18 protein-coding genes are annotated in these 24,135 nt (G+C 66.4%); 11 read left to right on the top strand and 7 right to left on the bottom strand.

Annotated elements, in window-relative coordinates:
- Positions 1 to 2: 2 nt before the first annotated feature.
- The 4 genes from ACEN9H_RS19835 to ACEN9H_RS19820 form a co-directional block, all read right to left on the bottom strand.
- A complete protein-coding gene (locus ACEN9H_RS19835) occupies positions 3 to 1,064 on the bottom strand; it encodes a Gfo/Idh/MocA family protein (RefSeq protein ID WP_160409046.1) in 1,062 nt (353 codons plus the stop codon).
- Between the two features lie 11 nt (positions 1,065 to 1,075).
- Positions 1,076 to 2,404 carry a nucleotide sugar dehydrogenase gene (locus tag ACEN9H_RS19830; protein ID WP_413671797.1) on the bottom strand — a complete coding sequence of 443 codons (1,329 nt, stop codon included), beginning with the start codon at positions 2,402 to 2,404 and terminating at the stop codon, positions 1,076 to 1,078.
- Positions 2,405 to 2,455: 51 nt separating this feature from the next.
- The gene (locus ACEN9H_RS19825) at positions 2,456 to 4,462 is read right to left on the bottom strand and encodes a polysaccharide biosynthesis protein (RefSeq protein ID WP_413671796.1); all 2,007 of its coding nucleotides are present in this window, start codon (positions 4,460 to 4,462) and stop codon (positions 2,456 to 2,458) included.
- Positions 4,463 to 4,844: 382 nt separating this feature from the next.
- Positions 4,845 to 5,825, bottom strand: a complete 981-nt coding sequence (locus ACEN9H_RS19820) for an N-acetylmuramoyl-L-alanine amidase-like domain-containing protein (RefSeq protein ID WP_413671795.1) — start codon at positions 5,823 to 5,825, stop codon at positions 4,845 to 4,847.
- 193 nt (positions 5,826 to 6,018) lie between these two features.
- Between ACEN9H_RS19820 and ACEN9H_RS19815 the strand changes: the two genes are divergently transcribed.
- The 7 genes from ACEN9H_RS19815 (at position 6,019) to ACEN9H_RS19785 (ending at position 12,733) form a co-directional block, all read left to right on the top strand.
- The gene (locus ACEN9H_RS19815; RefSeq protein WP_413671794.1) at positions 6,019 to 8,967 is read left to right on the top strand and encodes a TonB-dependent receptor; all 2,949 of its coding nucleotides are present in this window, start codon (positions 6,019 to 6,021) and stop codon (positions 8,965 to 8,967) included.
- 297 nt (positions 8,968 to 9,264) lie between these two features.
- Positions 9,265 to 9,432: a hypothetical protein gene (locus ACEN9H_RS19810; protein WP_200949099.1), complete on the top strand. Its 168-nt coding sequence runs from the start codon at positions 9,265 to 9,267 to the stop codon at positions 9,430 to 9,432.
- 34 nt (positions 9,433 to 9,466) lie between these two features.
- Positions 9,467 to 9,631 (top strand): hypothetical protein, encoded by a 165-nt coding sequence (locus ACEN9H_RS19805; protein WP_413671793.1) that lies wholly within the window; start codon positions 9,467 to 9,469, stop codon positions 9,629 to 9,631.
- A gap of 165 nt (positions 9,632 to 9,796) precedes the next feature.
- Entirely contained in the window at positions 9,797 to 10,171 is a 375-nt protein-coding gene (locus tag ACEN9H_RS19800) for a LiaF transmembrane domain-containing protein (protein ID WP_371762600.1), read from the top strand.
- Positions 10,161 to 10,868: a LiaI-LiaF-like domain-containing protein gene (locus ACEN9H_RS19795; RefSeq protein ID WP_413671792.1), complete on the top strand. Its 708-nt coding sequence runs from the start codon at positions 10,161 to 10,163 to the stop codon at positions 10,866 to 10,868. Before ACEN9H_RS19800 ends, ACEN9H_RS19795 begins: the two co-directional genes overlap by 11 nt.
- 11 nt (positions 10,869 to 10,879) lie before the next feature.
- Positions 10,880 to 11,980: a sensor histidine kinase gene (locus ACEN9H_RS19790; protein ID WP_413671791.1), complete on the top strand. Its 1,101-nt coding sequence runs from the start codon at positions 10,880 to 10,882 to the stop codon at positions 11,978 to 11,980.
- Positions 11,981 to 11,983: 3 nt separating this feature from the next.
- Positions 11,984 to 12,733 (top strand): LytR/AlgR family response regulator transcription factor, encoded by a 750-nt coding sequence (locus tag ACEN9H_RS19785; protein ID WP_413671790.1) that lies wholly within the window; start codon positions 11,984 to 11,986, stop codon positions 12,731 to 12,733.
- 74 nt (positions 12,734 to 12,807) lie between these two features.
- On the opposite strand, the gene ACEN9H_RS19780 is transcribed toward ACEN9H_RS19785, so the two are convergent.
- The 3 genes from ACEN9H_RS19780 to ACEN9H_RS19770 form a co-directional block, all read right to left on the bottom strand.
- Positions 12,808 to 15,069: an ATP-dependent DNA helicase gene (locus ACEN9H_RS19780; RefSeq protein WP_413671789.1), complete on the bottom strand. Its 2,262-nt coding sequence runs from the start codon at positions 15,067 to 15,069 to the stop codon at positions 12,808 to 12,810.
- A complete protein-coding gene (locus ACEN9H_RS19775; RefSeq protein ID WP_413675609.1) occupies positions 15,066 to 16,721 on the bottom strand; it encodes a VRR-NUC domain-containing protein in 1,656 nt (551 codons plus the stop codon). Before ACEN9H_RS19775 ends, ACEN9H_RS19780 begins: the two co-directional genes overlap by 4 nt.
- Positions 16,722 to 16,831: 110 nt before the next feature.
- Positions 16,832 to 17,572, bottom strand: coding sequence for a hypothetical protein (locus ACEN9H_RS19770; RefSeq protein ID WP_413671788.1), 741 nt, complete (start codon positions 17,570 to 17,572; stop codon positions 16,832 to 16,834).
- Between the two features lie 57 nt (positions 17,573 to 17,629).
- Between ACEN9H_RS19770 and ACEN9H_RS19765 the strand changes: the two genes are divergently transcribed.
- The 4 genes from ACEN9H_RS19765 (at position 17,630) to ACEN9H_RS19750 (ending at position 24,113) form a co-directional block, all read left to right on the top strand.
- On the top strand, positions 17,630 to 18,469 hold the full coding sequence (locus ACEN9H_RS19765; protein ID WP_413671787.1) for a M15 family metallopeptidase: 840 nt from the start codon (positions 17,630 to 17,632) through the stop codon (positions 18,467 to 18,469).
- Between the two features lie 99 nt (positions 18,470 to 18,568).
- Complete coding sequence (tssM, locus tag ACEN9H_RS19760) at positions 18,569 to 22,324, top strand: type VI secretion system membrane subunit TssM (RefSeq protein ID WP_413675608.1); 3,756 nt, start codon at positions 18,569 to 18,571, stop codon at positions 22,322 to 22,324.
- Positions 22,321 to 23,310 (top strand): type VI secretion system-associated protein TagF, encoded by a 990-nt coding sequence (gene tagF / locus ACEN9H_RS19755; protein ID WP_413671786.1) that lies wholly within the window; start codon positions 22,321 to 22,323, stop codon positions 23,308 to 23,310. Before tssM ends, tagF begins: the two co-directional genes overlap by 4 nt.
- The gene (locus tag ACEN9H_RS19750; protein WP_413671785.1) at positions 23,310 to 24,113 is read left to right on the top strand and encodes an OmpA family protein; all 804 of its coding nucleotides are present in this window, start codon (positions 23,310 to 23,312) and stop codon (positions 24,111 to 24,113) included. Before tagF ends, ACEN9H_RS19750 begins: the two co-directional genes overlap by 1 nt.
- Positions 24,114 to 24,135: the final 22 nt, after the last annotated feature.

Here is a 24,135-nt window from a genome sequence, read left to right as displayed (position 1 = left end):
GATCAGTACTCCAGCGGCAAGGCCACGCGCTTGCCGTCGCGCGCCGATTTATAGGCGGCGATCAGTACTTCGAGCGACTTCAGGCCTTCGCGTCCGTCGGTCTCGGGCTCCGCTTCGCCGCGCAGCACCTTGATCACGTTGTCGTAATACAGCGGGTGGCCAAAGCCGTAGACCGAGGTGGTTTCATAGCTGGCGTCGCGTACCCTGTCGTCGTCGGGATCGGGCGTGGCGAATTCCCATTGCTGAATCTCGTTCACGGCCACCCCGCCGATGCGCACCGTGCCGTGCTCGCCCAGGATCGTGATCGACCCTTCGAGGTTACGCGGGTAGGTCAGCATGGTGACGTTCATCGAACCCAGGGCGCCGTTGCGCCAGCGCAGGCTGAGCACCCCGGTGTCCTCGACCTCGATGTCGCGCGCCAGGGTGGCGGTATAGGCTTGCAGGCTCTCGACCGGGCCGACGATCCAGTCGATCAGGTCGACATAGTGGCTGGCCTGGTTCATGAAGGCGCCGCCGTCGAATTCCCAGGTGCCGCGCCATTTGGCGCTGTGGTAGTACTCGGGCGGGCGGGTCCAGAACACGTTCAGGTTGACCATGTAGATGCGGCCGAAGCGCTTCTTGTCGACGGCCTGCTTGAGAAGCTGCAGGGTGGCGTTGCGGCGATTCTGCTTGACCACGAACAGGCGTACGCCGGCGGCGTCGGCCGCGGCCACCATGCGCTTGCCGTCCTCCCAGCGGGTCGCCATCGGCTTTTCCGTCATCACATGGCGGCCGCCGTTGGCGATCTGGATCGACTGCTCGGGGTGCAGGCCCGAGGGCGTGGTGACGACGACGATGTCGGCGTCGGCGCGACGCAGCATCTCCTGGAGGCTGGCGTAGCCTTCGGCGCCGGTCAGTCCGACCGCGCGGTCGAGCGCGCGCGGGTCGACGTCGCATATGCCGACCAGCTCGGCGCGGTCCTGGTGTTTGCGCAGGGCCTCGAAGTGATTGTTGGCGATGCGGCCGCAACCGACCAGCGCGAAGCGGATCTTGCGGTCCTGGATGGGGGCAGGATAGTGGCGCATCATGGCGGTCCTCAGGCTTTCACGACGTTGGGTAGCGCGGCGAGGTAGACGCCGCGCGTGTCGACGATGAGGCTGGCGTATTGCCGTACGAGGTCATAGTCGAAGGCGGAGTGTGCCGTGGCCAGCAGTACGACGTCATAGGACGCGATGCGCTGCGGGGTGAGTTCGACGCTTTTCAGGTCGAAGTGGTGTTCGCGCATGCGTGGAAAGACGGGCACGTGTGGATCGGCATAGTCGACGACGGCGCCCTTGTCGCGCAGGATTTCCATCAGTTCGACCGAAGGCGATTCACGCATGTCCTCGACGTCTTTTTTGTAGGCGATGCCCAGCACCAGCACGCGGCTTCCCATCACGGCTTTTCCGCGCTGGTTGAGCGCATCCGTGAGCTTGTTGACGACCCAGTGGGGCATGTCGCTGTTGATTTCCCCGGCGAGCTCGATGAAGCGGGTGTGCAGGCCGTATTCGCGCGCTTTCCACGTCAAGTAAAACGGGTCGATCGGGATACAGTGCCCACCGAGACCGGGACCAGGGTAATAGGGGGTGAAGCCGAACGGTTTCGTTGCGGCTGCGCGGATGACCTCGTGGATGTCGATCTTCATGCGGTCGGCGATGATCTTCATCTCGTTGACGAGACCGATGTTGACGGCCCGGTGGATGTTCTCGAGCAGCTTGGTCAGCTCCGCCGCGCGGGTCGAACTGACCGGGACGACACGGTCGATGGCCGCGCCATACAGGGCGATTCCCGCTTCGAGGCAGGCCGGCGTCACGCCGCCGCAGACCTTGGGTATCGTACGGGTGTGGAAGTCGGGATTGCCCGGGTCTTCGCGTTCGGGAGAAAAGACGAGAAAGATGTCGCGTCCGATGACGAAGCTGCGCGATTCGAGGCGCGGCTTGAGTTCCTCTTCGGTGGTACCCGGGTACGTGGTGCTTTCCAGCGACAGCACCTGTCCTGGCCGCATGAACGGCAGCAGGGCTTCGGTCGTCTCCAGTACGAAAGACAGGTCGGGTTCGCGATACGGATTGAGCGGCGTCGGCACGCAGATGATCAAGGCATCCGGTTCTCCCGCGCGGGTGAAATCGGTGGTCGCTTCGAAGCCCTGGCTGCGCGCACGTGCGATGTCGGCAGCGGGGACGTGGTTGATGTAGCTTTCGCCCCGGTTGAGGCGTTCGACCTTGCTCCCATCGATGTCGATCCCGAGTACGCGGAAGCCGGCTTCGGCATAGCGTAGCGTCAGTGGCAGGCCCACGTAGCCCAGGCCGATAATGCCAATGAGGGCAGTGCGCTCACTCAGACGGGCAGTGAGTTGTTCGAGATAAGCCGGTTTGCTTTCGTCACGCATGTGAGTCCTCGCCGAACTGGTTGGGTAAAAGGGTCGTTCCGGTTGCCGCGCCTAGATTCGGAACGGCACGAATTTCTTGATCAGGGCCAGCCGTTCCTGCGGCGCAGCGATGGGTGCCGGCGCGGCCACGGCCGGTGCCGGGGCGGGGGCCGGTGCGGCCCCTTCGGCATGCCGGCCGGGGTTGTACTCCGTCACGATGGCCTTGACCATGCCTTCGATCAGCCCGCGTTCATGCGTGTCGCAGGCCATCATGAGGCAGTTGATGAAGGTGTCCAGCACGCTCGGCCGCAAGGCGTTCTCTTTCATGCGCATGATGCGCGGATGTTCGCTTGGGAAGACGACGCCGTCGGTCAGCAATTCCTCGTGCAGCTTCTCGCCAGGGAAGAGGCCGACATAGTTGATCTCGACATCCCCGCCCGAATTCTGCGGCGTCTTCTCGGTCAGGCCGGACAATGCGATCAGCGTCCGTGCGAGGTCCAGGATACGTACGGGCTCGCCCATGTCGAGCACGAACACGTCGCCGCCCTTTGCCATCGCCCCTGCCTGGATCACCAGTTGGGCCGCCTCGGGAATCAGCATGAAGTAGCGCGATACGTCGGGGTGCGTGATGGTGACCGGGCCGCCCCGTGCGATCTGGCGCTGGAACAGCGGAATCACCGAGCCCGACGACCCCAGCACATTCCCGAAGCGAACCATGCAGAACGTCGTGTCCGTGCCGGGCCGCGCGGCCGCTGCCTGAAAGATGAGTTCGGCGATGCGCTTGCTGGCGCCCATGATGTTGGTCGGACGCACCGCCTTGTCGCTCGAAATCAGCACGCAGGTTTCGACGCCGTGTCTTGCGGCCTGTGTGGCGATCACCTGGGCGCCCATCACGTTGTTGCGCAGGCCTTCGACGATATTCGTTTCCACAAGAGGAACGTGCTTGTACGCGGCGGCGTGGTAGATGGTGTCGACGCGGTTGTCGCGCAGGATGCGTTCGATCAGGTCCGCATTACAGACCGAGCCGAGATGGGCGTCCACGGGGACGTCGGGGAAGCGATTGGCCATCTCCTGGCGGACCGTGTACAAGGCAAATTCGGAGTGGTCGAGCAGATGCAGCCGGCTTGGCCTCAAGGTGGCGATCTGGCGGCAGAGTTCGCTGCCAATGGAGCCGCCTGCGCCCGTGACCATGACGTTTTTTGCGCGTACGCAGAGCGCAAACAGGTCGAGGCGCGGCGGCACGGGCGCGCGGCCGAGAAGGTCTTCGAACTTCAGGTCGCGGATGCTCTCGCGCGGCGTGACCTTGTCGTCGGCGAGGTCGACGAGACGGCTCAGGATCTTGGTCGTGATACCGGCCTGGGCCAGCCGCTGCATGATGTCGCGCAGGCGGCCGGGCGCCACGGCCGGGATGGCGATCACGATCGAGCGGATACCCATTGCATTGACCGTTTCCACCAGACGATCGGTGGGAAAAACGCGGAGGCCGCCGATGGTGCGTTCACTGAGGGCGCGTTTGTCATCGAAAAAGCAGACAGGGCGATATTCGTCGCTGTTGCGCATCGTCTGCGCTAGCTGCGCCCCGGATTCCCCGGCGCCATAAATTGCCACCACTTCCGACGTGCCGCGCTGGTTCCCGTTCAGGTTACGCAGCAGATTGCGTACACCGATGCGCGATGCAACGACATACGAAAAAGCGATAAACCAATAAATGGCCAAGGCACTGCGTGGAAAATTTGCTTCGTTCACAGAAAACGTGATGGTGTATGCACAGAGAACGGCAATCGCCAATGCCACGCCTGTCGCGCTCAATAAACGCTGGTCGATGAAACGAATCACGGCGCGATAAAGATCCGAAATGGAAAACGCCGCTATCGTGACGATTGCTACGAGAACATAAGAACCCGGCCCGAAATGGGAGGCGAGTCTCAAATCGCCGCCGCGCAGGAGCATCGCGCCCAGGAAACAAAACGGCAGTGCGATCAGATCGGCCGTGATCATCAGCGCGATTTTCGACGTGCGATGCAGGGACACCATCCGGGAGCAAATTCGACGAACGAATACTTGGTTGAGCTTGGCCATGATTCTGAAGCATTGCGTGAGTTAATGAATGCAAACTTCCAAAGTTTGAAACAAGCACTGGTATCCCGGAAAGGCGAAGTCAGACTTATATTTATTCGCGGATAAATTGTCGTTTGTTATTCTGATGAGCAGGTCTATTTATTATCTCGATACACATCGATAAAGATTTGACCATGCTCAACCGGGAATAGGGAATTCTTTTCGGAATCCATAAGCGATAACATTGGGAAATTAATTCAAAGAATATTTCCCATTATTTTCTAATTGGAATTCGCGCCGATTCAAAACGTAATGCGGGGGGGACTGCCAGGCGGAAGGCGGCAATGAAGGGGGAGTGAAAGAGGGCGTCCATCACGGGTGATGGACGCGGTGGAGGCGGGATTCAGGCGCCGGCCGGACGGCCCGGGCGCGGCTGCGGTGCCATCGGCGGCACCACCATGTCGTCGTTCAGGCGCAGGAACTTGAAGCCGGCGAGCACCTGGCCGTTCTTGCCCACCTGGCGGTTGCGTTCCTCGCGCGCGGCGGCGCGGGCGATGTAGGACTCGAAGGTTTCCTCGCGCACCTGCGGCTCGGAGGAATGGAGGAAGTGGCGCTCGCCGTCCGGACCGAGCACGACGAGCCCTACGTGCGAAGCCCAGTACTGGCCGTCGCGCGTCGAGATCACGTTGACGAGATCGCCTTCGCGCAGCTGGCCCGCGATGGTCGCCACGCGGTCCTTCGGCACGTAGGCCTGGCGGCTTGTCTCGACGGGGATGCTGGCGTCCGTGTGGTGCCGCGTCTTGAGGAAGCGGGCGCGGTCGATCGTCATCGTGTACGCCGGGCCATCCGGGCCGGCCAGGTCGGCGCTGATGTCCGTTACGAGCCAGCGGTTCGCCACGTTCCAGTCCATCTCCGTGTAGTGGTTGCGCGTGGCCACGCCGATGACGCCGTCGCGGTAGCGGATGCGCTGCAGCATCCAGAAGAATTCTTCCCACGACTGCGACAGGGCCATCGCGTAGGTGTGCTCCGCGAACACGACGCAGTCGCTGTGATCCAGGCTGAACATCGGCAGGTCGTCATGGACCTGGTAGGGGAACTCGCCCAGCAGGTTCAGGCGATACGGCTGGCCGAGGTTCTTGCGGCCGATGGCGGCGATGCGCTTGCGCAGGTCGGGCTCGGCCTCGTGCACCCAGGCGATGTAACGGCCCGCTTCGACGGGGTGCATGCGGTACAGGGGCTTGGCCAGGATCGCGTCGAGCGGTTCGGTGGCCGCGGTTTGCGCAACCGCGACCGCATCGGCGGCGGGCGGCACGGCGGGCGGCGTCGCGCAGCCGGCAACGAGTATGGAAAGCAGGAGCGCGGGCAGCGCGCGGACAGGACGCATGGCGGGTCTCGATGGATAAAACGCTACGCTAACCCGGCCGGCCGGTGCCGTCAAAAAATAAATTGCAGTCCGAGCATTCCTTTTAGTTATAGATTCTTCAACAGTAATCATTATCCAACGACTTTGTCATCGTCAATACTGAGCGCGAGACCGGGAAACACCGGCCCCGACGATGACTACAGAGGAGAGAGAAATGTTGAAGCAGAAGCCGCTCGCGGCCGCTGTCGCATTGGCATGGCTGGGCGTGGCGGGTACGCCCGCGCTGGCCCAGAACGACGCCGGCAGCACGCAGATGCAAACGGTCGAAGTGACGGGCATCCGTGCGTCGATGGCGAAGTCGCTGGCCGTCAAGCGCGATGCCACCGCCAACGTCGAAGTGATCACCGCCGAGGACGTGGGCAAGATGCCGGACAAAAACCTGGCCGATTCGCTGCAGCGCCTGCCCGGCGTGGCGGTGCGCACCGACTACGACGAAGCGGAAAAGGTGGCGATGCGCGGCACCAATCCGGACATGTCGCTGATCGTGTTCAACGGCCACGCGGTGAGCAGCGGCGACTGGTACATCGCCGACCAGGCATCGAGCAGCCGCTCCACGAGCCTGTCCCTGATGCCGTCGTCGGTGCTGAACCAGGCCATCGTGTACAAGACGTCGCAGGCGAACATCGTCGACGGCGGCCTCGCTGGCACCATCAACGTCACGACGCGCAAACCCCTGGCGCAGAAGGAGCGCCTGTCGGGCGTGGCCAGCGTCGGCGCCAGCTACGCGACCCTGCCGGGCAAGACGGCGCCCGACCTGAACGCGTCCGTGAACTGGAAGAACGAGGCGGGCACGTTCGGCTTCATCCTGCAGGGCTTCGCGGAAAAGCGCTACATCCGCCGCGACTCCGCGTCGCGCCTCGCGTACGGCACGAGCAGCGGGTGGGACGTCATCAACACGAGCACGATGAAGGGCATCACGGACGCGTCGCTGGCGGGCAGCGGCTACAAGGCCGCCGACCTGAACGGGGTGCGCCTGCCCGGTTCGATGAGCACGGAATTCGTCGAGGGCGTGCGCGACCGCAAGGGCGGCATGTTCTCGCTGGAGTTCAAGCCGAACCAGGACGTCGACGTCACCGTGACGGGTTTTACGTCCACCCTGAAAGCGCCGAACTACGGCCGCCTGAAGGCCGGCGCGATGTACAGCATGCTGCTCGGTAAAGCGTCGCTGGCCGACGGCGCCACCGGCGCGACCGCGCCGAACACGGCGGGCGCCCAGGGCCAGCAGGTGTTCGCGTCGATCCGCAATCCCGTCATCGTCACCGAGACGACGATGTACGGCGACCAGCTGCGCGTGCTGAAAAGCGCCGACATCATGTTCCCCGACGGGACGCCGCCCCAATACATCGGCAACTCGGAAGGCTTTTATCGGCAGGGCGCGCGGGCCACCAGTTCATTCCTCGACCTGGACGGCAAGTGGCGCGTGAACCAGGATCTCACGCTGAAGACGCTGCTGTCGACGACGCGCGGCGTCGGCAAGACGGACTATGACCAGGGCCTGACCTATGCGAGCTTCGGCACGGGCGTGTCGTACGCGCTGGCCGGCGTCGACAACGCGCCGTACGTGAAGTACTACGGCACCGGCGCCAGGCCCGACCAGCTGGTGGTGCGCACGATCTCCGGCCTGAAGACGACGGACCGCGAGACGAGCGGCCAGGTCGACGGCGAATGGCGCGTCGACAAGGGCTGGGTCCAGTCGGTCGAAGGCGGCGTGCGCTACGCCGACCACCACCGCGACAGCGCGCGCCGCTACCCGGCCTATCACAACCGCGACATCACGATCGGCGCGCCGACCGGCACGATTCCGTGGCCGTCCGACTTCGGCGCCGGTCTCGACGGCCCGGCCGGCTGGGACAACACGGGCTACACGTTCGACCCCGCCGTGCTGATGGCCTACTTCCAGGGCGCGACGAAGGCGACGAGCGACCAGTACGAGCGCCGCATCGCGTCCGAACTGCACATGCGCGAACGCCAGAGCGCGGCCTATGTGATGGCCAACCTGGAAGGCGAGCGCTGGTCCGGCAACGTGGGCCTGCGCTTCGTGCAGACGCGTATCAACGCCGACATCCCGACGCCGATTCCGGCCGGCGTCTGCCTGCGTGCCGCACCCGGCCAGCCGGCGATTCCATGCGCGGCCTATCCGGATGCGATCACGACGTCGGGAGAGGTGCAGCCGGTCTACGACAACGAGCCCTTCAAGAACAACACGGGCAACACCTACTACTTCATCAAGACGGACCGCCGCTTCAACAACTGGCTGCCCAGCATGAACCTGCGCTACGAGCTGACGAAGGACCAGATCCTGCGTTTCGGCGCGAGCCGCACGGTGGGCCGCCAGAACTACAACCTGCTCGGCGCCGGCTTCGGCTCCCCGACGTGCGATGCGCAGGGTTGCCGCGTGACGGGGCCGAACCCGGACATCAAGCCGCTCACGTCGGACAATCTCGACGCGTCGTGGGCCTGGTATTTCTCGCGCCGCTCGATGGTGGGCGTGGACCTGTTCTACTCGCGCATCCAGGGTTATGCGAAGACCGGCACCACGGGCGGCGCCACGATCGACCTGTGGGATTCGGCGGCGCAGGCGATGAAGACGTACACGGTCCAGACGTCGGAGCAGCAGGGGGCGCACATCGCCGGCCTCGAACTGTCGTACGAACAACCGTTCGGCACGACGGGCTTCGGCTTCACCAGCAACATCAGCCGCGCGCACACGAAGGTCGACGACGGCCGGCCGATGGTCGGCGCGTCCGAATGGGCCGCGAACCTGGGCGGCTATTTCGAGAACGACAAGGTGTCGCTGCGCCTCGTCGCGAACTACCGCAGCGAATACGTGAACAGCTCCACGGCGCCCGCGCCGACGGCCAACAGCCAGGGCCTGTACAGCGTCAACGGCGTATTGATGCCGACGGCGCCGACGATGGCCGCGCCGGTGACGACGCTGGCCTTCAACGCCAGCATCAACCTCACGTCGCAGTTGCTGCTCACGTTCGATGCGACGAACCTGACCAATGCGAAGCGCGCCTACTATCGTTACAGCGAGGAGGAGCAGCAGAAGCTGGACGTCAGCGGCCGCCAGTTCTACGTGAACCTGAAATACCGTTTCTGACGTTGTCGCCGACAGGCGCAAGGGGGCTGCGGCCCCCGTTTTTATTGCATTTCTTGTTGCCGCGTAGGTCTCTTTGAAGATGGCCTGTAGGACTGGAACTCATGGGGACGCACAGTGTGCGGCATCTAACGGTTGCGACCCAGTTGGACTCGGTACGATGGAGGCGTCGAGTGAGGCACCAAGCGATCTTCCGCAGGTGGCCAACCACCTCGACAGGTCAGCCGGTCGCCTCGAGGACCGGCACCAATTTCGAAGCCGGCGATGAACGCGCCGGCTTCAACGGAAGCGGAGGTTGCCATGACCACGACGACGACGAACCATCCCCCCAAGCATCTCGTGCGCGAGTACCTCGAGCGGCGTTCGAAAGATCCGAAACCGCCGCCGACGCCGGAAGAAATCCGGCGCCAGCTGGGGTGGGGCATGCTGATGCCGTCGGACGACCGGATCGGCACCTCCCGCTCCTGAACCAGTTTCACCGTCACCGAACAGGAGAAGCATCATGACCGCCAAGATCGGCAGCAAACACGTGGCCCAGCACCGCGGCAAGAAAGAGCGCGAGGAGATCCACAAGATGAACGTCGCGCGCGAAGTCCTCAAATTGGCCGCTGCGCGCGCCAAGTACCGCAACCAGCAGAAGGGGCAGCGTCCGCAAGCCGCGGCCTGATTCATCCGCTTTCCGAAGGGCCCGCCATGGCGACATGGCGGGCCCTTTGCCGTTCGCCGGCCCCGTCGCCATTCACCGGGACGGCGCCGCCATTGGCCGAAAAGCACTTCCACCCGCGCGCCGACCTCCGTTATCGTGTCGACATTCGATCACAACGGAGGAAACATGAATAGCGAAGCTTCCTACCACCTGCGGCGCCAGGTGTTGTGGGGCCTGGTCCTGGTGGGGCTGGGCGTGGCCTTCCTGCTGGACCAGATGGATGTGTTCGACGTCCGCTCGCTGTGGCATTATGCGCCGCTGCTGCTGGTCGTCGTGGGCATCAACCAGACCATCGGCTACCCGAGCGCCCGCGAATTCTCCAACGGCCTGTGGACCGTGTTCATCGGCCTGTGGCTGTTCGCCGTGCTCGAGGGCCTGTGGGGCCTCACGTTCGGCAACAGCTGGCCCCTGTTCATCATCATCAGCGGCATCACGATGGCGATCCGGCCGATCGCCGAGCGCCGCTTCGGCCCGAAGGGCGGGGACGGCCATGGAAAATAACACGAACCGCGCGTCGAGCCAGGTCGTGCTGGGCCTGATCGTCGTGGGCATGGGCGTCCTGTTCCTGCTCGATAACCTCGACATCCTGAATTTCCGCCACGCGATCGGGTTCTGGCCGCTCGCCTTCATCGTGGCCGGTTGTGCCGCCCTGTTCGGCAACGGGACGCGCAGCGGCCGCAGCGGCAATTACATGGGCGGCGTGCTGATCGCGATCGGCCTCCTGATGATCGTCAGCCGCATGGGCTACTTCTACATCAGCTGGGGCACGCTGTGGCCGCTCGTGATGATCGCGCTCGGGGGGCTCGTGCTGTACCGCTCGCTGGGCCCGGGGCGGGTAGCGCGCGAAGGCGTTGGCGCGGGTACGAGTCCGGACAACGTCGTCGACATCGTCGCCGTTCTGGGCGGTTTCGAGCGCCGCGTGAGCACGCAGGACTTCCGCGGCGGCGAGATCACGGCCGTGATGGGTGGCTGCGCGCTCGACCTGCGCGACGCGTCCATCGTCAAGGAAGCCGTGATCAACATCTTCACGGTCTGGGGCGGCATCAACATCAAGGTTCCGCCCGACTGGACCGTCGTCCTGAACGGCACGCCCGTGATGGGCGGCTTCGCGGAAAAGACGGCCCGGCCGCCCGACGCCAGCAAGCGTCTCGTCATCACCGGCTACGCCATCATGGGCGGCGTGGAAGTGCGTAACTAAAGGCGCGGCCTATGCACGGCATTTTCGCGAGCTGGCGCGCGACGGCGCTCTACCTGATGGCCTGGCTGATGCTGGGCCTGCTGCTGGCGGCCATGCTCGCCGTCAGCGGCGCGGGCTGGGGAGCGAGCGTGCTGTTCGCCGTGCCGCTGGCGCTCTGGTTCGCGTACGCGGCAGGCTTTTCCGCCTACTACGTGTGCCGCGCGTACCCGCTGGGACGGCGCCGTCCGCTCGCCATCGCCGCCGGCGTCGGCATGACGGCGGCCTGCGTGTCCGGGCTGTGGTGCGGCATGGGCGCAGTGTGGAACAGCCTCTTGTCCGCGCTGGCGCCGGACGGCTACGTGCCCGTCGCGAGCGGCCCCGTGCTGGCGTCGATGTTCGGCCTCGGCCTGATCCTGTATGGCCTGGCGGCCGCCGTGAATTACCTGCTGATCGAGACCGAACGCGTGCGCCAGCTCGAGACGCAGCGCCTGGAGATGAAGCTGATGGCCCAGGATGCGGAGCTGCGCATGCTGCGCGCCCAGGTCGATCCGCACTTCCTGTTCAACAGCCTGAATTCGATCAGCGCGCTGACGTCGCTCGACCCCGCGGCCGCACGTGCCATGACCGTGCAACTGGCCGAGTTCTTCCGGCACACGCTGGGCCTGCGCGCCGACCGCAAGGTGACGCTCGGCCAGGAACTCCAGCTCGTGCGGCATTTCGTCGCCATCGAGCAGGTGCGCTACGGCGACCGGCTGCGCTTCGATGCCGCCATCGATCCCGCCGCCGGTGAGTGCCTGCTGGCGCCGATGCTGCTGCAACCGCTCGTGGAGAACGCGATCAAGCACGGCATCGGCCAGATGATCGAGACAGGCCTCGTGCGCATCGAGGCGACGCGCGCCGGCTCGATCCTGCGCATCCGCGTGGAGAACGATGTCGATCCCGACAGCGTCGACGGGGCGGCCTCGGCACGCGGCACGGGCCTGGGCCTCGTCAACGTGCGCCAGCGCCTCGCGGCGGACCATGGACATGAGGCGAGCGCGCACTGGATGCGGCGCGACGGCCGCTTCATCGTGGAGCTCGCACTGCCGGCGGTGACGGCCGACGAACCCCAACCCGAACCCGAAAGGATCTGACGCATGCGCGTGATCATCGTCGACGACGAACCCCTGGCGCGCGCCGTGCTGCGCGAGCATCTCGGCCTCCACCCCGACGTGGAGATCGTCGGCGAATGCGCCAACGGCTTCGAGGCCGTGAAGGCCATCGCGGAGCTGGCGCCCGATCTCGTGTTCCTCGACATCCAGATGCCCAAGCTGGACGGCTTCGAAGTCGTCGAGCTGGCCGGCGCGAAGACGCACTACGTGTTCGTCACCGCGTACGACCAGTTCGCGTTGCGGGCCTTCGACGTCCACGCGCTCGACTACCTGCTGAAACCGTTCACGCGCGAACGCTTGGCGCAGGCGCTGGCGCATGCGCGCGCACGCCTCGCCGCGCCCGCCGCCCCGATGCAGGGCGAGGAGGCCATGCGCGCGCTCGTGAGCGATGCGCAGGCGCGCCGCCAGCCGATCGAGCGCGTGCTGATCCGCGACGGCGCGCGCGTGCAAGTCATTCCCGTCGCGCGCATCGACTACATCGAGGCCCAGGACGATTACGTGGCCATCTGTTCGGAAGGCCGGCAGTGGCTGAAGAACCAGCGCATGGCCGAACTGGAAAGCCAGCTCGATCCGCAGGCCTTCCTGCGCGTGCACCGGTCGTACATCGTCAACCTGGGCACCATCGCGCGCATCGAGCCGACCGGGAAGGATGGTCACTGCGCCGTGCTGAAGTCGGGGGCGCGCATTCCCATCAGCCGCAGCGGCTACCAGAAGGTGCGCGACCTGATGCGCTAGCGGCCGATTCAGGGCGGCCATGGCGTCGTTGCAGCTCCTCGCCGCGCCTGGCCCTGTCCACCCTGAATGAGCCGCTAGAAGGCGGCCTTGTCGACGTGCCACCAGGCGGGCAGCAGCGCCTGCACGTCGGGCCGCGCGAAGCGGTCGTCGATCAGCCACACGACGCCGCGGTCCTGCTCCGTGCGGATCACGCGGCCCGCCGCCTGAACGACCTTCTGCATGCCGGGATAGAGATAGGTATAGTCGTAGCCCGCGCCGAACATCGCTTGCATGCGCTGGCGCAGCTGTTCGTTGACGGGGTTCACCTGCGGCAGGCCCAGGGTTGCGACGAAGGCGCCGATGAGGCGCTCGCCGGGCAGGTCGACGCCTTCGCCGAACGAGCCGCCCAGCACCGCGAAGCCCATGCCGCGGCCGCCCGCGACGAAGCGCGCGAGGAAGTCCGCGCGTTCCGGCTCGCTCATGCGGCGCGCCTGTCGCCACACGGGGATGTCCGGATGGTCGCGCTCGAAGCGGTCCGCCACCTGCTGCAGATAGTCGAAACTGGAAAAGAACGCGAGATAGTTGCCGGGTTTTTCGTGGTACTGGTCCGCCATCAGGGTCGCGATCGGCGCGAGCGAACCGGCCCGGGCTTGGTAGCGCGTCGAGATGCCGTGCGCGACGTGCACGTCCAGCTGGCTCGCGGTGAACGGGGAGTCGACGTCGATCCACGCGGTGTCTGCCGGCATGCCGAGCAGGTCGGCGAAATAATGCCAGGGGCTCAGGGTCGCAGAGAACAGCGTCGTCGAATGGGCGTACGCGAAGCGCGCGCCGAGGAAGGGGGCGGGGACGACGTTGCGGATGCATAGGGTCGTGTTCCGCTCGTCCTCGCGCGTGACGTCGAACAGCGAATGCTCGCCGAACGATTCCGCGAGTCGGCCGAACTGCAGTGCGCCGAAATAAAAATCCTGCAGTTCCGGGTCGAGCGGTACGGGGAATGCCGCCATGTGCTCCGTGATGGCGCTGGCCGCGCCCTGCAGCGCGTTCAGGAATTTGTCCGGCAGGCCGTCCAGCACCTGGTAGGGCAGGGGCGCTGACTTGCTCACGTCCGTCCACGCGCGCTTGACCTTGTCGAGCGGCTTGTGCAGCGCCGGCGGTGCGACGGCCCGCGCCGCGCGCAGGCCCGCGCGTTGCAGCGTCGTCGTGTACATCGAACGTGCCCGGGATACCAGGTTGTGCGCCTCGTCCGCGAGCACGCTGACCTTCCAGCCGCGTTCCAGCGCCAGCGCGTACAGCATCGCGCCGCCGTCGAACCAGTAGTTGTAGTCGCCCACGACGACGTCGCTCCAGCGGACCATCTCGCTGCCCAGGTAGTACGGGCAGACGTCGTGCGCGAGACCGATCTCGCGCAGCGCGGCGCGGTCGAGCATGTCCGCGTGCGCCGCCGCGTCGCGCGCGGCCGGCAGGCGGTCGTAGAAGCCCTGGGCAAGCGGGCACGAATCGCCATGGCAGGCTTTGTCCGGATGCTCGCAGGCCTTGTCGCGCGCGCTCAGTTCGAGCACGCGCAACGGCAGCGTGCCCCCGGACTTCAACGTGGCAGCGGCGTCCAGCGCGAGCTGGCGTCCCGGCGTCTTCGCGGCCAGGAAGAACACTTTGTCGAGCGCTTGGCCGGGTGCCGCCTTCAGCACCGGGAACAGCGTGCCGACGGTCTTGCCGATACCGGTCGGGGCCTGCGCGAGCAGGCTGCGCTTGCCGGCATTGGCGCGGAAGATGGCTTCCGCGAGCTGGCGCTGGCCGGGACGGAAGTCAGCGTGCGGAAAACGCAGCGCCGTCAACGCGGCGTCGCGCGCGCCGCGGTGCGCGAGTTCCCGCTCGGCCCAGGCGACGAAGCGGCGGCACTGGTCTTCGAACAGCGCGGCGAGGTCGGCGCGGGTGCGGGTCTCGCGCAGCACGGTTTCCTGCTGGGTGCCGATGTCGAAGTAGACGAGCGCCAGGTTGACGTCGTCCATTCCGAGCTCCTCGCACATCAGGTGCCCGTAGACGCGCAACTGGGCCCAGGCCAGGCGCAGGTGATTGTCGGGGATGCGCGCGAACTGGCCGCGGTAGGTCTTGACCTCTTCGATCAGGTTGCGGTCGGGGTCGTAGCCGTCGGCCCGCCCGCGCACGTGCAGCGGGCCCCAGTCGCCCGCCAGCGTCACTTCGCTGCGGTAGTTGTCGTCGCGGCGGGATGCCACGACGGCATGGCCCGCGATGCCTTCCTGCGCCGTGGGCGACGGCGTGAAGCGCAGGTCGAGGTCGCCCTGCTTGGCCGTGAATTCGCACAGGGCACGCACGGACACGACGTAGCGTGCGTCGTTCATGCAGCGGCCTGCTCCCATTGCAGGTAGCACACCGTGATCGGCATGCCGTGCTCGGCGCAGTAATCGATCCAGCGCAGCTGGTTGTCCTGCAGGCGGTCGCCCGGGCCCTTCACCTCGATCATGTTGTAGCGCTGTTCGCCCGGCCAGAACTGGATCAGGTCGGGGAAGCCCGTGCGGTTTTCCTTCACGTCCTGCAGGATGCGGCGGAACCACAGTGTCAGGTGCGCCGCCGGGATGCAGTCCAGCGCCAGTTCGATGATGCCGCGATCGAGCCAGTCCCACGCGACGAACGGCGATTGCAGGCCCGACTTCTCGTCGTACGTCGCGAGGATGGCGGCGCGGTGGCGGCCGTCGTCCAGCAGTGCGAGGCAGGCCTCGAAGGCGTCCTTGCGGCGCTGGTAGAAGTCGGCCGCGAAAAGGTCGGCCGGGCCGCGGTGGAACGGGTGGAAGAACGCGCCCGGGACGGCCGCGAAGATCGCGCGCCAGCACAACAGGCCGAACAGCGTGTTGGCGAGCGTGTTCTCGACGTAGAAGACGGGCGCGTCGGCGCGCGCCAGATGCTCCAGCACGACGCCTTCGACGCGCCATTCGCCGCCTGGCAGCGGCAGGTTCAGGTCGAGCCGGGCGGCCGGCGTCGCGCGGCGCGGCGGGCCTTTCGGATGGCCCAGCTTGCGCGCCAGGCGCGGGCCCAGACGCAGCAGGTGCTGGCGCTCCGCCTCGCTTTCCGGGGCCTGTTGCGCCGTCTCGAACAACGCATGGGCTTCGTCGAATTTCTCGTGCTTTTCCAGCACACGGATCGCACGGCCGCGCGCACCCGGATAGCGGCAATCCGCGTACACGGCATACGCATTGTCCCAGTCCCGCTCTTTTTCGAGCAGCTGGCCGAGCTGGAACAGCAGACGTTCGCGCCGGCTGTCGAGCCAGTCGTTGCCGAACGCATGGCGGGGCAGGTCGGCCAGTACGTCCAGCGCCGCCTCGCCCGCGTAATAACGTTCCTTGCACGCGTGCAGCTGCAGGTAGTGGTCGATGTCGTGACGGGCCCGGAAGCCGCGCGACGCCGGCGAGAATTCGACGCGCTCGTAGCGGAACAGGCCGAGGTCGGACAGCACGAACTCCGTCCAGTCCTGCGAGAGGTTGCCGAAGAAGATGAGGCGCAGGCGGTCGCACAGCGGTTGCACGAGCAGGCGCAATGCGAGGTCGTCGCAACTCCGGTGCCAATGCGAGAACGGGCGGCCCGCCTCGTGCGCGGGATCGCCGCGCAGCGCTTCGAGCTGGTCGGCCTTGCGCGCGCTCTTCTGCGCGCCGGTCAGGCCGAACGCCCCGGCCAGTTCCGGTTTGGAGAGCAGGTCGAACAGCTCGTCGAGCGTCAGGACGGGGTCCGACTCGATCCAGCCGCTGGGCAGCAGGGCCTCTGCCGCGGCGCGCGGGCAGCCGATCTCCGCGTAGTTGAGTTTGCTGGCCCGGAACAGGGTGCCCTTGCGCATGACCATCCGCACGAACAGGGCGCGGGCCGGTTGCGGCAATTGCGGGAAGGCGGCGATGAACGCGTGTTCCTCGTCGATGAGCAGGTCGGCGTAGCGCTCGGCGATCCAGTCCAGCACGCGCTGGAAGTTATCCAGATAATAAAACTCGTTTTCCAGGACTCTGATCATCGTCATACCGCGCCAACTGTACTTTTGTACAGTATAACGGTGCCGGCGACGATGGCCCAGCAGTTTTGCTGTCGTTACAGTCCGCGGCGTGGTTTTCCGGGCAGGCTGCCCTATTGTCGGGGTGGCATGCGCGGGCCACACGGCTTGTCGGTGCACGCCGCCGTTCCCGCGCCATCGGCCGCCTCGTTACGGGTGCCGGTGTGCTGGAGGATGGCCGAGATCAGGGCGACGTCCGTATCGACCCCGGCCGTCGACGGCGTCGTCCTGGAGGCGCCGGCGGGCCGCTTCTGGCGCGGCGGTGCCGGGTCAGCATGGGCCAGCGCCCGGGATGCGGTCGTCCGGGACTCCGGTTGTGTCCGTGCATAAGGACCGGCCGGCGTGGCGGGACGCGTGACCGGATGGCGCGACGTGGCAGACGGAAGGTGCGCCGTCGTACCGGCCGGGGCATGCCTGGCCACGTCGGACGCTGCAATGGCGGCAGGCTGGGGCAGATCGATGATGACGGCGCCGCGCGCTGGGACGGCTGCCGCGGGTGTCGCGTACGTCTTGGGCGCCGCCATGGACACCGGACTTTCCGCGGTCAGCGTGGCGCGCGTGCCTGGCACGTCGACGGGCGTGTTGTCGCGCGCCGGCGTCGCGCCGCGGACGAGCCACGCGATGACGACGAGCAGGGAGCACGCAAGCACACCGGCGACGCCGTACCAGACGACGACCGGCAGGGCGCGGAGCCGGCGCCCGGGTGCCTGGCCGTCGAGCATGGCAAGGATATTGATTTCGCTGGTTGCCCGGCGCGACGACGACATCAGGTTGGGACGTCTGGAGCCAGGTTGATTTTCATCTGTAGGGCGCACCGCGTTACTCCTAAGATTGGAAAACTAGTTCCAATTAGAAACAAACCGGAGAATCCGATGCTGATCTTCCTCGCATTCTTGTACTTTTTCCTGGCTTGCAGCGTCATTTGGCTCGCCCTGTTCCCGGGCGGACGGGCGTCGGTGCTGCAGGTGCTCGGCATGCTGCAACGCCGCCTCCAATGGCGCGTCGGGGGCTGGCAGCGCAGCGGTAATGCCACGCTGCGGGCGTCCTGGTCGGGCGCGCGCGGCGTGTGGTTCGACGGCCGCAGGATGCTGCGGCGGCACTGGGCGTGGTTCGCCGTCGGCGTGCCGCTCGTGCTGATCCCGACGCTGCTCGCGTTGCTGATGCGCCGGCCGGACATGCTGCCCGACTACGAGCCTGCCGACACCGTCGTCGATGCCCAGGTGGCCGCGCTGCTCAAGGGCGAGCAGTTGGTGCCGCCGGCCGCGTTGCCCCCGCTCGCGTTCGGCACGCGCGAAGTGGAACTGGTGCGTCCGATGCTGGTGGACGCCAGCCGCAACTGGGGGCTGCTGCGGCCCGAGTTCGGCCAGCGCCTGCTGTTGGTGTTCAAGATCATGAAGGAGAAATACGGTTACGAGATGGCACTGCTGGAGGGGTACCGCAGCCCGGCCCGTCAGGACATGCTGGCCGGCATGGGTTCGCAGGTGACGAACGCACGGGCATTCCAGAGCTGGCACCAGTACGGGCTGGCGGCCGATTGTGCGTTCTGGCGGGACGGCAAACTCGTGATCTCGGAAAAAGACCCCTGGGCCATGCGTGGTTACCAGCTCTACGGCGAGGTTGCCGAATCGCTGGGCCTGACCTGGGGTGGGCGCTGGACGATGATGGACTTCGGTCATGCGGAGTTGCGGATGCGCGGGGTGATGCGGCACTGATGGCGGACGGTTCCCGAAGCGTTGTCTCACCTCAAATTTTCGACAAGGAAATAGTGCCAGTATTGCCGATGGTATTCACCAACCTTCCGAACAAACATGATGGCCCGACTCTGGCAGTTCCTCACCGACAGACGTGTTTTGGCCGTGATCGGCATCGGCGTGCTTGCAGTACTCGTGCTGCTGGGCGCGGATTCCCTCGACACGGCCCTCATCTGGGCCGCACTGCTGGGCCTGCTCCTCCTGTGTGCGGGAGGGATCGCCTGGCTCATCCGGGCCTGGCTGCGCAAGCGCGCGGCCAGCCGGCTGGGCGAAGCGATCCTGACCGGCGCGGAGACCGACGGCAAGGCCCAGACGACGCGCAACGACGCGGCCGTGCTGCGCAAGGGCATGCTGGAAGCCATCAACACGATCAAGACGTCCAAGCTGGGCCTGACGCGCGGCGCCGCGGCGCTGTACGAGCTGCCGTGGTACATGATCATCGGGAACCCGGCGGCCGGCAAGAGCAGCGCGATCAAGCATTCCGGTCTGACGTTTCCGATCCCCGGCAGCAAGGCGGTGCAGGGCGTCGGGGGCACGCGCAACTGCGACTGGTTCTTCACGACGGATGGCATCCTGCTCGACACGGCCGGGCGCTATTCCGTATTCGACGCGGACCGCGCCGAGTGGTTCAGCTTCCTCGACCTGCTGCGCAAATACCGGTCCCGCGCGCCGATCAACGGCATCCTGATCGCCGTCAGCGTTGCCGAGCTGGCCGGCGGGAGTCCCGAGACGTCGATCGAACTGGCGAAGAGCCTGCGCACGCGCGTGCAGGAACTGACGGAAAGGCTGGGCGTCCACGCGCCTGTGTACGTGATCTTCACGAAGGCCGACCTGATTGCCGGCTTTGCCGACTTTTTCCACGGCAGCGAACTGACCGAGCGCGAGCGCGTCTGGGGCGCGACCCTGCGCTACAACCGGCGCAGCACGCCCCAGGACGTGCTGGCATTCTTCGACCAGCATTTCGATGAATTGCACGACGGCCTCAAGGAGATGAGCGTGGCCAGCATGGCGGGCAACCGCAGCACCGCGCTGCGCCCTGGCGTGTTCACGTTCCCGCTCGAATTTGCCGCGCTCAAGCCCCAGCTGCGGGCCTTCCTCGCCACCCTGTTCGAGGAAAACACGTGGCAGTTCAAACCCGTGTTCCGCGGCTTTTATTTCACCAGTGCCCTGCAGGAGGGCAGCGTGGAAAACCAGTCGGCACGGCGCGTCGCGGGACGGTTCGACCTGCAGCTGCGCCCGTTGGGCGAGAAAGCCGGCGACGACGCCGCGCCCGGCTCCGACCAGTCCGGCTTCTTCCTGCTGCAGCTGTTCCGCAAGGTGATCTTCGCCGACCGCGACCTGGTCAAGCGCTATACGAGTCCGGCCGCCACACGCATGAAGATCGGCGCGTTCTTCGCCGCCACCCTGCTGCTCGGCTGTGCGCTGGGCGGCTGGAGCTGGTCATACATGGGGAACCGGCAGCTGGTCGCGAACGTCAGGGCCGACCTGGACAAGGTCATGAAGCTGCAGGCCGGCCGGACCGATCTGCAGTCGCGGCTGGAAGGGCTCGACATCTTGCAGGACCGCATCGAGCAGCTCGACAAGTATCGCCAGGACCGTCCGTGGGCGCTGGCGTTCGGCCTGTACCAGGGCGAGGCGCTGGAGCGCAAGCTGCGCGACGAGTATTTCGCCGGCGTGCGCGAAGTCATGGTACAGCCGGTGGCGGGGGCGCTGGAGAACCTGCTGACGGAGATGAACGCGAACGCGTCGCAGCTCGACCCGAACGTGCGGGCGACGCCGGCCGCCAAACCCGGCCAGCCCTACCAGGATGTCTCGGCCACGAACGTCGGCGACGCCTATAACGCGCTCAAGACTTACTTGATGCTGGCGGACAAGAGCCATGCCGAACCCGGCCACCTGAACGACCAGCTGACGCGCTTCTGGCGCGGCTGGCTCGAAGCGAACCGGGGCACGATGCCGCGCGAGCAGATGATCCGCAGCGCCGAGCGCCAGCTGACCTTCGTGCTGGCGCATATCGACGACCAGGCGTGGCCCCAGATCACGCCCAAGCTCAGCCTGCTGGACACCGCCCGCGAAAACCTGCGCCGCGTCGTGCGCGGCACGCCCGCGCGCGAGCGCGTGTATGCGGACATCCGCACCCGCGCGTCGACGCGGTTCCCGGGCGTGACGGTGGCGCGGATCGTCGGTGAACAGGACCAGGCGCTGGTCGTCGGCAGTTACGCCGTCGGCGGCGCGTACACCCGCGATGCCTGGGAGAAATTCGTGCAGGGCGCGATCCGCGAGGCGTCGACCCGCGAACTGCAGAGCAGCGACTGGGTATTGAAAAGCGTCGCCAAGGACGATCTCACGCTGGAGGGTAGCCCGGAGCAGATCCAGAAAGCCCTCGTCGAGATGTACAAGAGCGACTATGCGCGCGAATGGAGCAAGTTCGTGCAGGGCGTGACGATCGCCGACCTCAATGGTTTCGACGCCAGCGTGCAGGCGATGAACCGCCTCGGCGATCCGCTGACGTCGCCGCTGGCGAAAGTGCTCAAGACTGTCCACGAACAGACATCCTGGGACGATCCCACGCAGGCCCGGGTCGACACCGTCAAGCTCAAGCGGGGGCTTGCAGGCTGGTTCCGCGAGGTTGTGCTGCGGCAGGCGCCGAGCGAGGCGCGCCAGGTGGCCGATGCAATGGGCCCGCTGCCGGTGGGGGGCGTGCAGGCGGCCGGCCCGGTCGGCCGCGAATTCGCCGGCGTCGCGCGCCTGGTCGGCGTCAAGGAAAAAGATGCGTCGCTGATGACCGGCTACCTCGATGCGTTGTCGAAGCTGCGCAGTCGCCTGAACCAGCTGAAGAACCAGGGCGATCCCGGCCCCGGCGCCAAGCAGCTGATGCAGCAGACGCTGGAGGGCAATGGTTCCGAACTGGCCGAAGCGCTGAAGTACGTCGACGAGCAGATGCTGACGGGGATGACGGACACGCAGAAGCAGATGCTGCGCCCGCTGCTCGTGCGGCCGCTCGTGCAGACGTTCGCGATGATCGTGCTGCCCTCGGAATCGGAGATCAACAAGACGTGGCAGGCCCAGGTCGTCGAGCCGTTCCAGAAGATGCTGGCGGCCAAGTATCCGTTCGCGCCGTCGGCCCAGATCCAGGCCACGCCGGCCGAGATCGGCCAGGTGTTCGGCCCGGACGGCGTCGTCGCCAAATTCGTGGGCACGACGATGGGGCCGCTGGTTGTGCGCCGTGGCGACGTGCTCAGCAGCCGCACCTGGGCCGACATCGGCATCACGCTGGCGCCGCAGGCGGTCAGTGGTTTCCCCGGCTGGGTGGCACCGTTGTCGGCCAATGGCGTGGCGGCCGGCGGCGGCCCGCAGACCGTGTTCCAGCTGCTGCCGCTGACCGCACCCGGCGTCACCGAATACACGATCGAGATCGACGGCCAGCAACTGCGCTACCGGAACACGCCGGCAGCCTGGGTCAACATGGTACATCCCGGTCCGCAGGGCAGCAGCGGTGCGAAGATCAGCGCCGTGACGTTCGACGGCCGCACGGTCGAACTGTTCAACGAGGCGGGCGAGTTCGGGCTGCAGAAGATGATCGAGGCGGCGGCCAAGAAGCGCCTCGATGCGGGTACGCACGAACTGCGCTGGAACGCAGGCAACGTCTCGGTGGCCGTCAACCTGAAGCGCGTCAGCAGCACGGACACGTCCGGCGGGAACGCCCAGGCCAGCCAGGGCTTCCGCGGCCTGCGCCTGCCGGACGCCATCGTCGGCCGCGCAGGTGCGATCGGCGCCAGCGGCACCGGCCCGGCGCTTGCAGGAGCGGCGCAGTGAACCGCGCCCCGAACCGAGCCGCCCAGCGCGCGCCCGCCGTGAGCCGCATCGGCTATTTCGGCAAGATCCCGGCGCACAGCGACTTCGTCAAGCTGGCCGACGACCAGCCCGTGATCGGCATGCTGGACGACTGGATCGCGCAGGTCATGACGCGGCTGCCGTCCGATGCGCGCTGGAAGCTGAATTACGATGCGATGGCCCCGGCCAGCTTCGCCTTCGTGGGGCCGGACCGGCGCCATGCCGTCGCCGGCCACCTCATCGCCAGCCACGACCGGTCGGGGCGGCGCTTCCCGTTCCTGATGATGCGGACCGTCGACCTGCCCGACCCCGCCCGCTTCGTCGCGCGCTGCCCACTCGCGTTCGCGCCGTTGTGGGATTACCTCGAGGGCATGGCGCCGCAAATACTGGGCAGCACCGACCCGAGCGCCTACCTGCAGGCGATCGCGGACGCGCCCGTGGCGTTCGGCGAACACGACGCCGCGCTGGACAGCTACCTGGCCCTGTCCACCGTCGGCGAACTGACGGCGCAGCTGGAACTGGAGGTCAACCGGATGATCCTCGGCCTCGGCCTGCTGCTGCAGCCCGTGATGCACAGCCGTCCCGCCAGCCTGCACAAGAGCCTCGTGCTGCCGCTGCCGCGTGGAGGTCTCCAACGCCATGCGGCCGCCGCCTTCTGGCTGGAACTGGTGCTGCCGTTCATCCGGCGCAGCGGCTTCGACCTCGTGCTGTTCGTCACCCGCGTGCGTGAGCATCCCGCGCTCGTCGTCGGCTTCGGCGGGGCGGCGGCCGGTACGTTGCACGCCCTGATCGATCCGATCGTCGCCGCCGACCAGCAGGTGCATCTCGCGGACAATGCCTGGATCGACGAGCAGCTCGGCCTCGACGTCGACGTGCGTGCGCTGGCCAGCTACCTCGAGCAGCCGGCGTTGCCCCTGCGGCTCGCGCACGAATTGTTCCTGAAAACCTTTATCGGAGCCGCGCCGTGATGCCGAAGACATTGATCCTTTACGCGGCCATTGTGGCCGTCACAAGCGTGCCCGCCAGCGCGCAGACCCAGGCCCAGATCCAAGCCCCGGCCCCGGCCCAGGCCCAGGCCACCGCACCCATCGTCGTGTCCGGCACGGTCGCCGGCGACGCCAGCAAGGCCGCCCTGCTGGCCCGCCTGCGCGCGGTGTACGGCGCGGACCGGATCGTGGACCAGCTCGCGGTCGGCCGCGTTTCGATGCCGGCGAACTGGAACGACCATGTCGGCAAGCTGATCGGCCCGAACCTGAAGCTGATCAGCCGCGGCCAGCTGCAGGTCGACGGCACGAGCGTGAGCCTGCGCGGCGACGTCGCCAGCGAAGCCCAGCGCACGCAGATCGCGAGCGACATCGCGCTCGCCCTCGATCCGGGCTACACGGTCAACAACGGCCTGCGGGTGGCGGCCTCGGAGCAGGGCATGCTGGATGCGGCGCTCGCCAACCGCATCATCGAATTCGAATCGGGCCAGGCCACGCTGACGGATTCCGGCAAGGCCATCCTCGACCAGATGAGCGTGGCGCTGCTGCGCCTGAAGGACAAACGGGTCGAAGTCATCGGTCATACGGATAACGCCGGCTCGCGTGCGGGCAATTTATCGCTCAGCCAAGCGCGCGCGGAGGCCGTGAAGGCGTACGTCGTCGGACGCGGCGTCAAGCCCGACATGGTCGCCGTCTCCGGCGAAGGCCCGGATCGCCCCGTGGCCGACAACCGCACGCCCGAGGGCAGGGCGCGCAACCGCCGCATTGAATTCAAGGTCGTCCAATAAGCCCTGCACGCGTTTTTGTTAT

Source organism: Massilia cellulosiltytica (assembly GCF_047325105.1).
In the GTDB taxonomy this organism is placed as follows: domain Bacteria; phylum Pseudomonadota; class Gammaproteobacteria; order Burkholderiales; family Burkholderiaceae_D; genus Telluria; species Telluria orientalis.
Note: the sequence above shows the minus strand (reverse complement) of the source record. Positions and strands in the feature narration are given on the sequence as shown.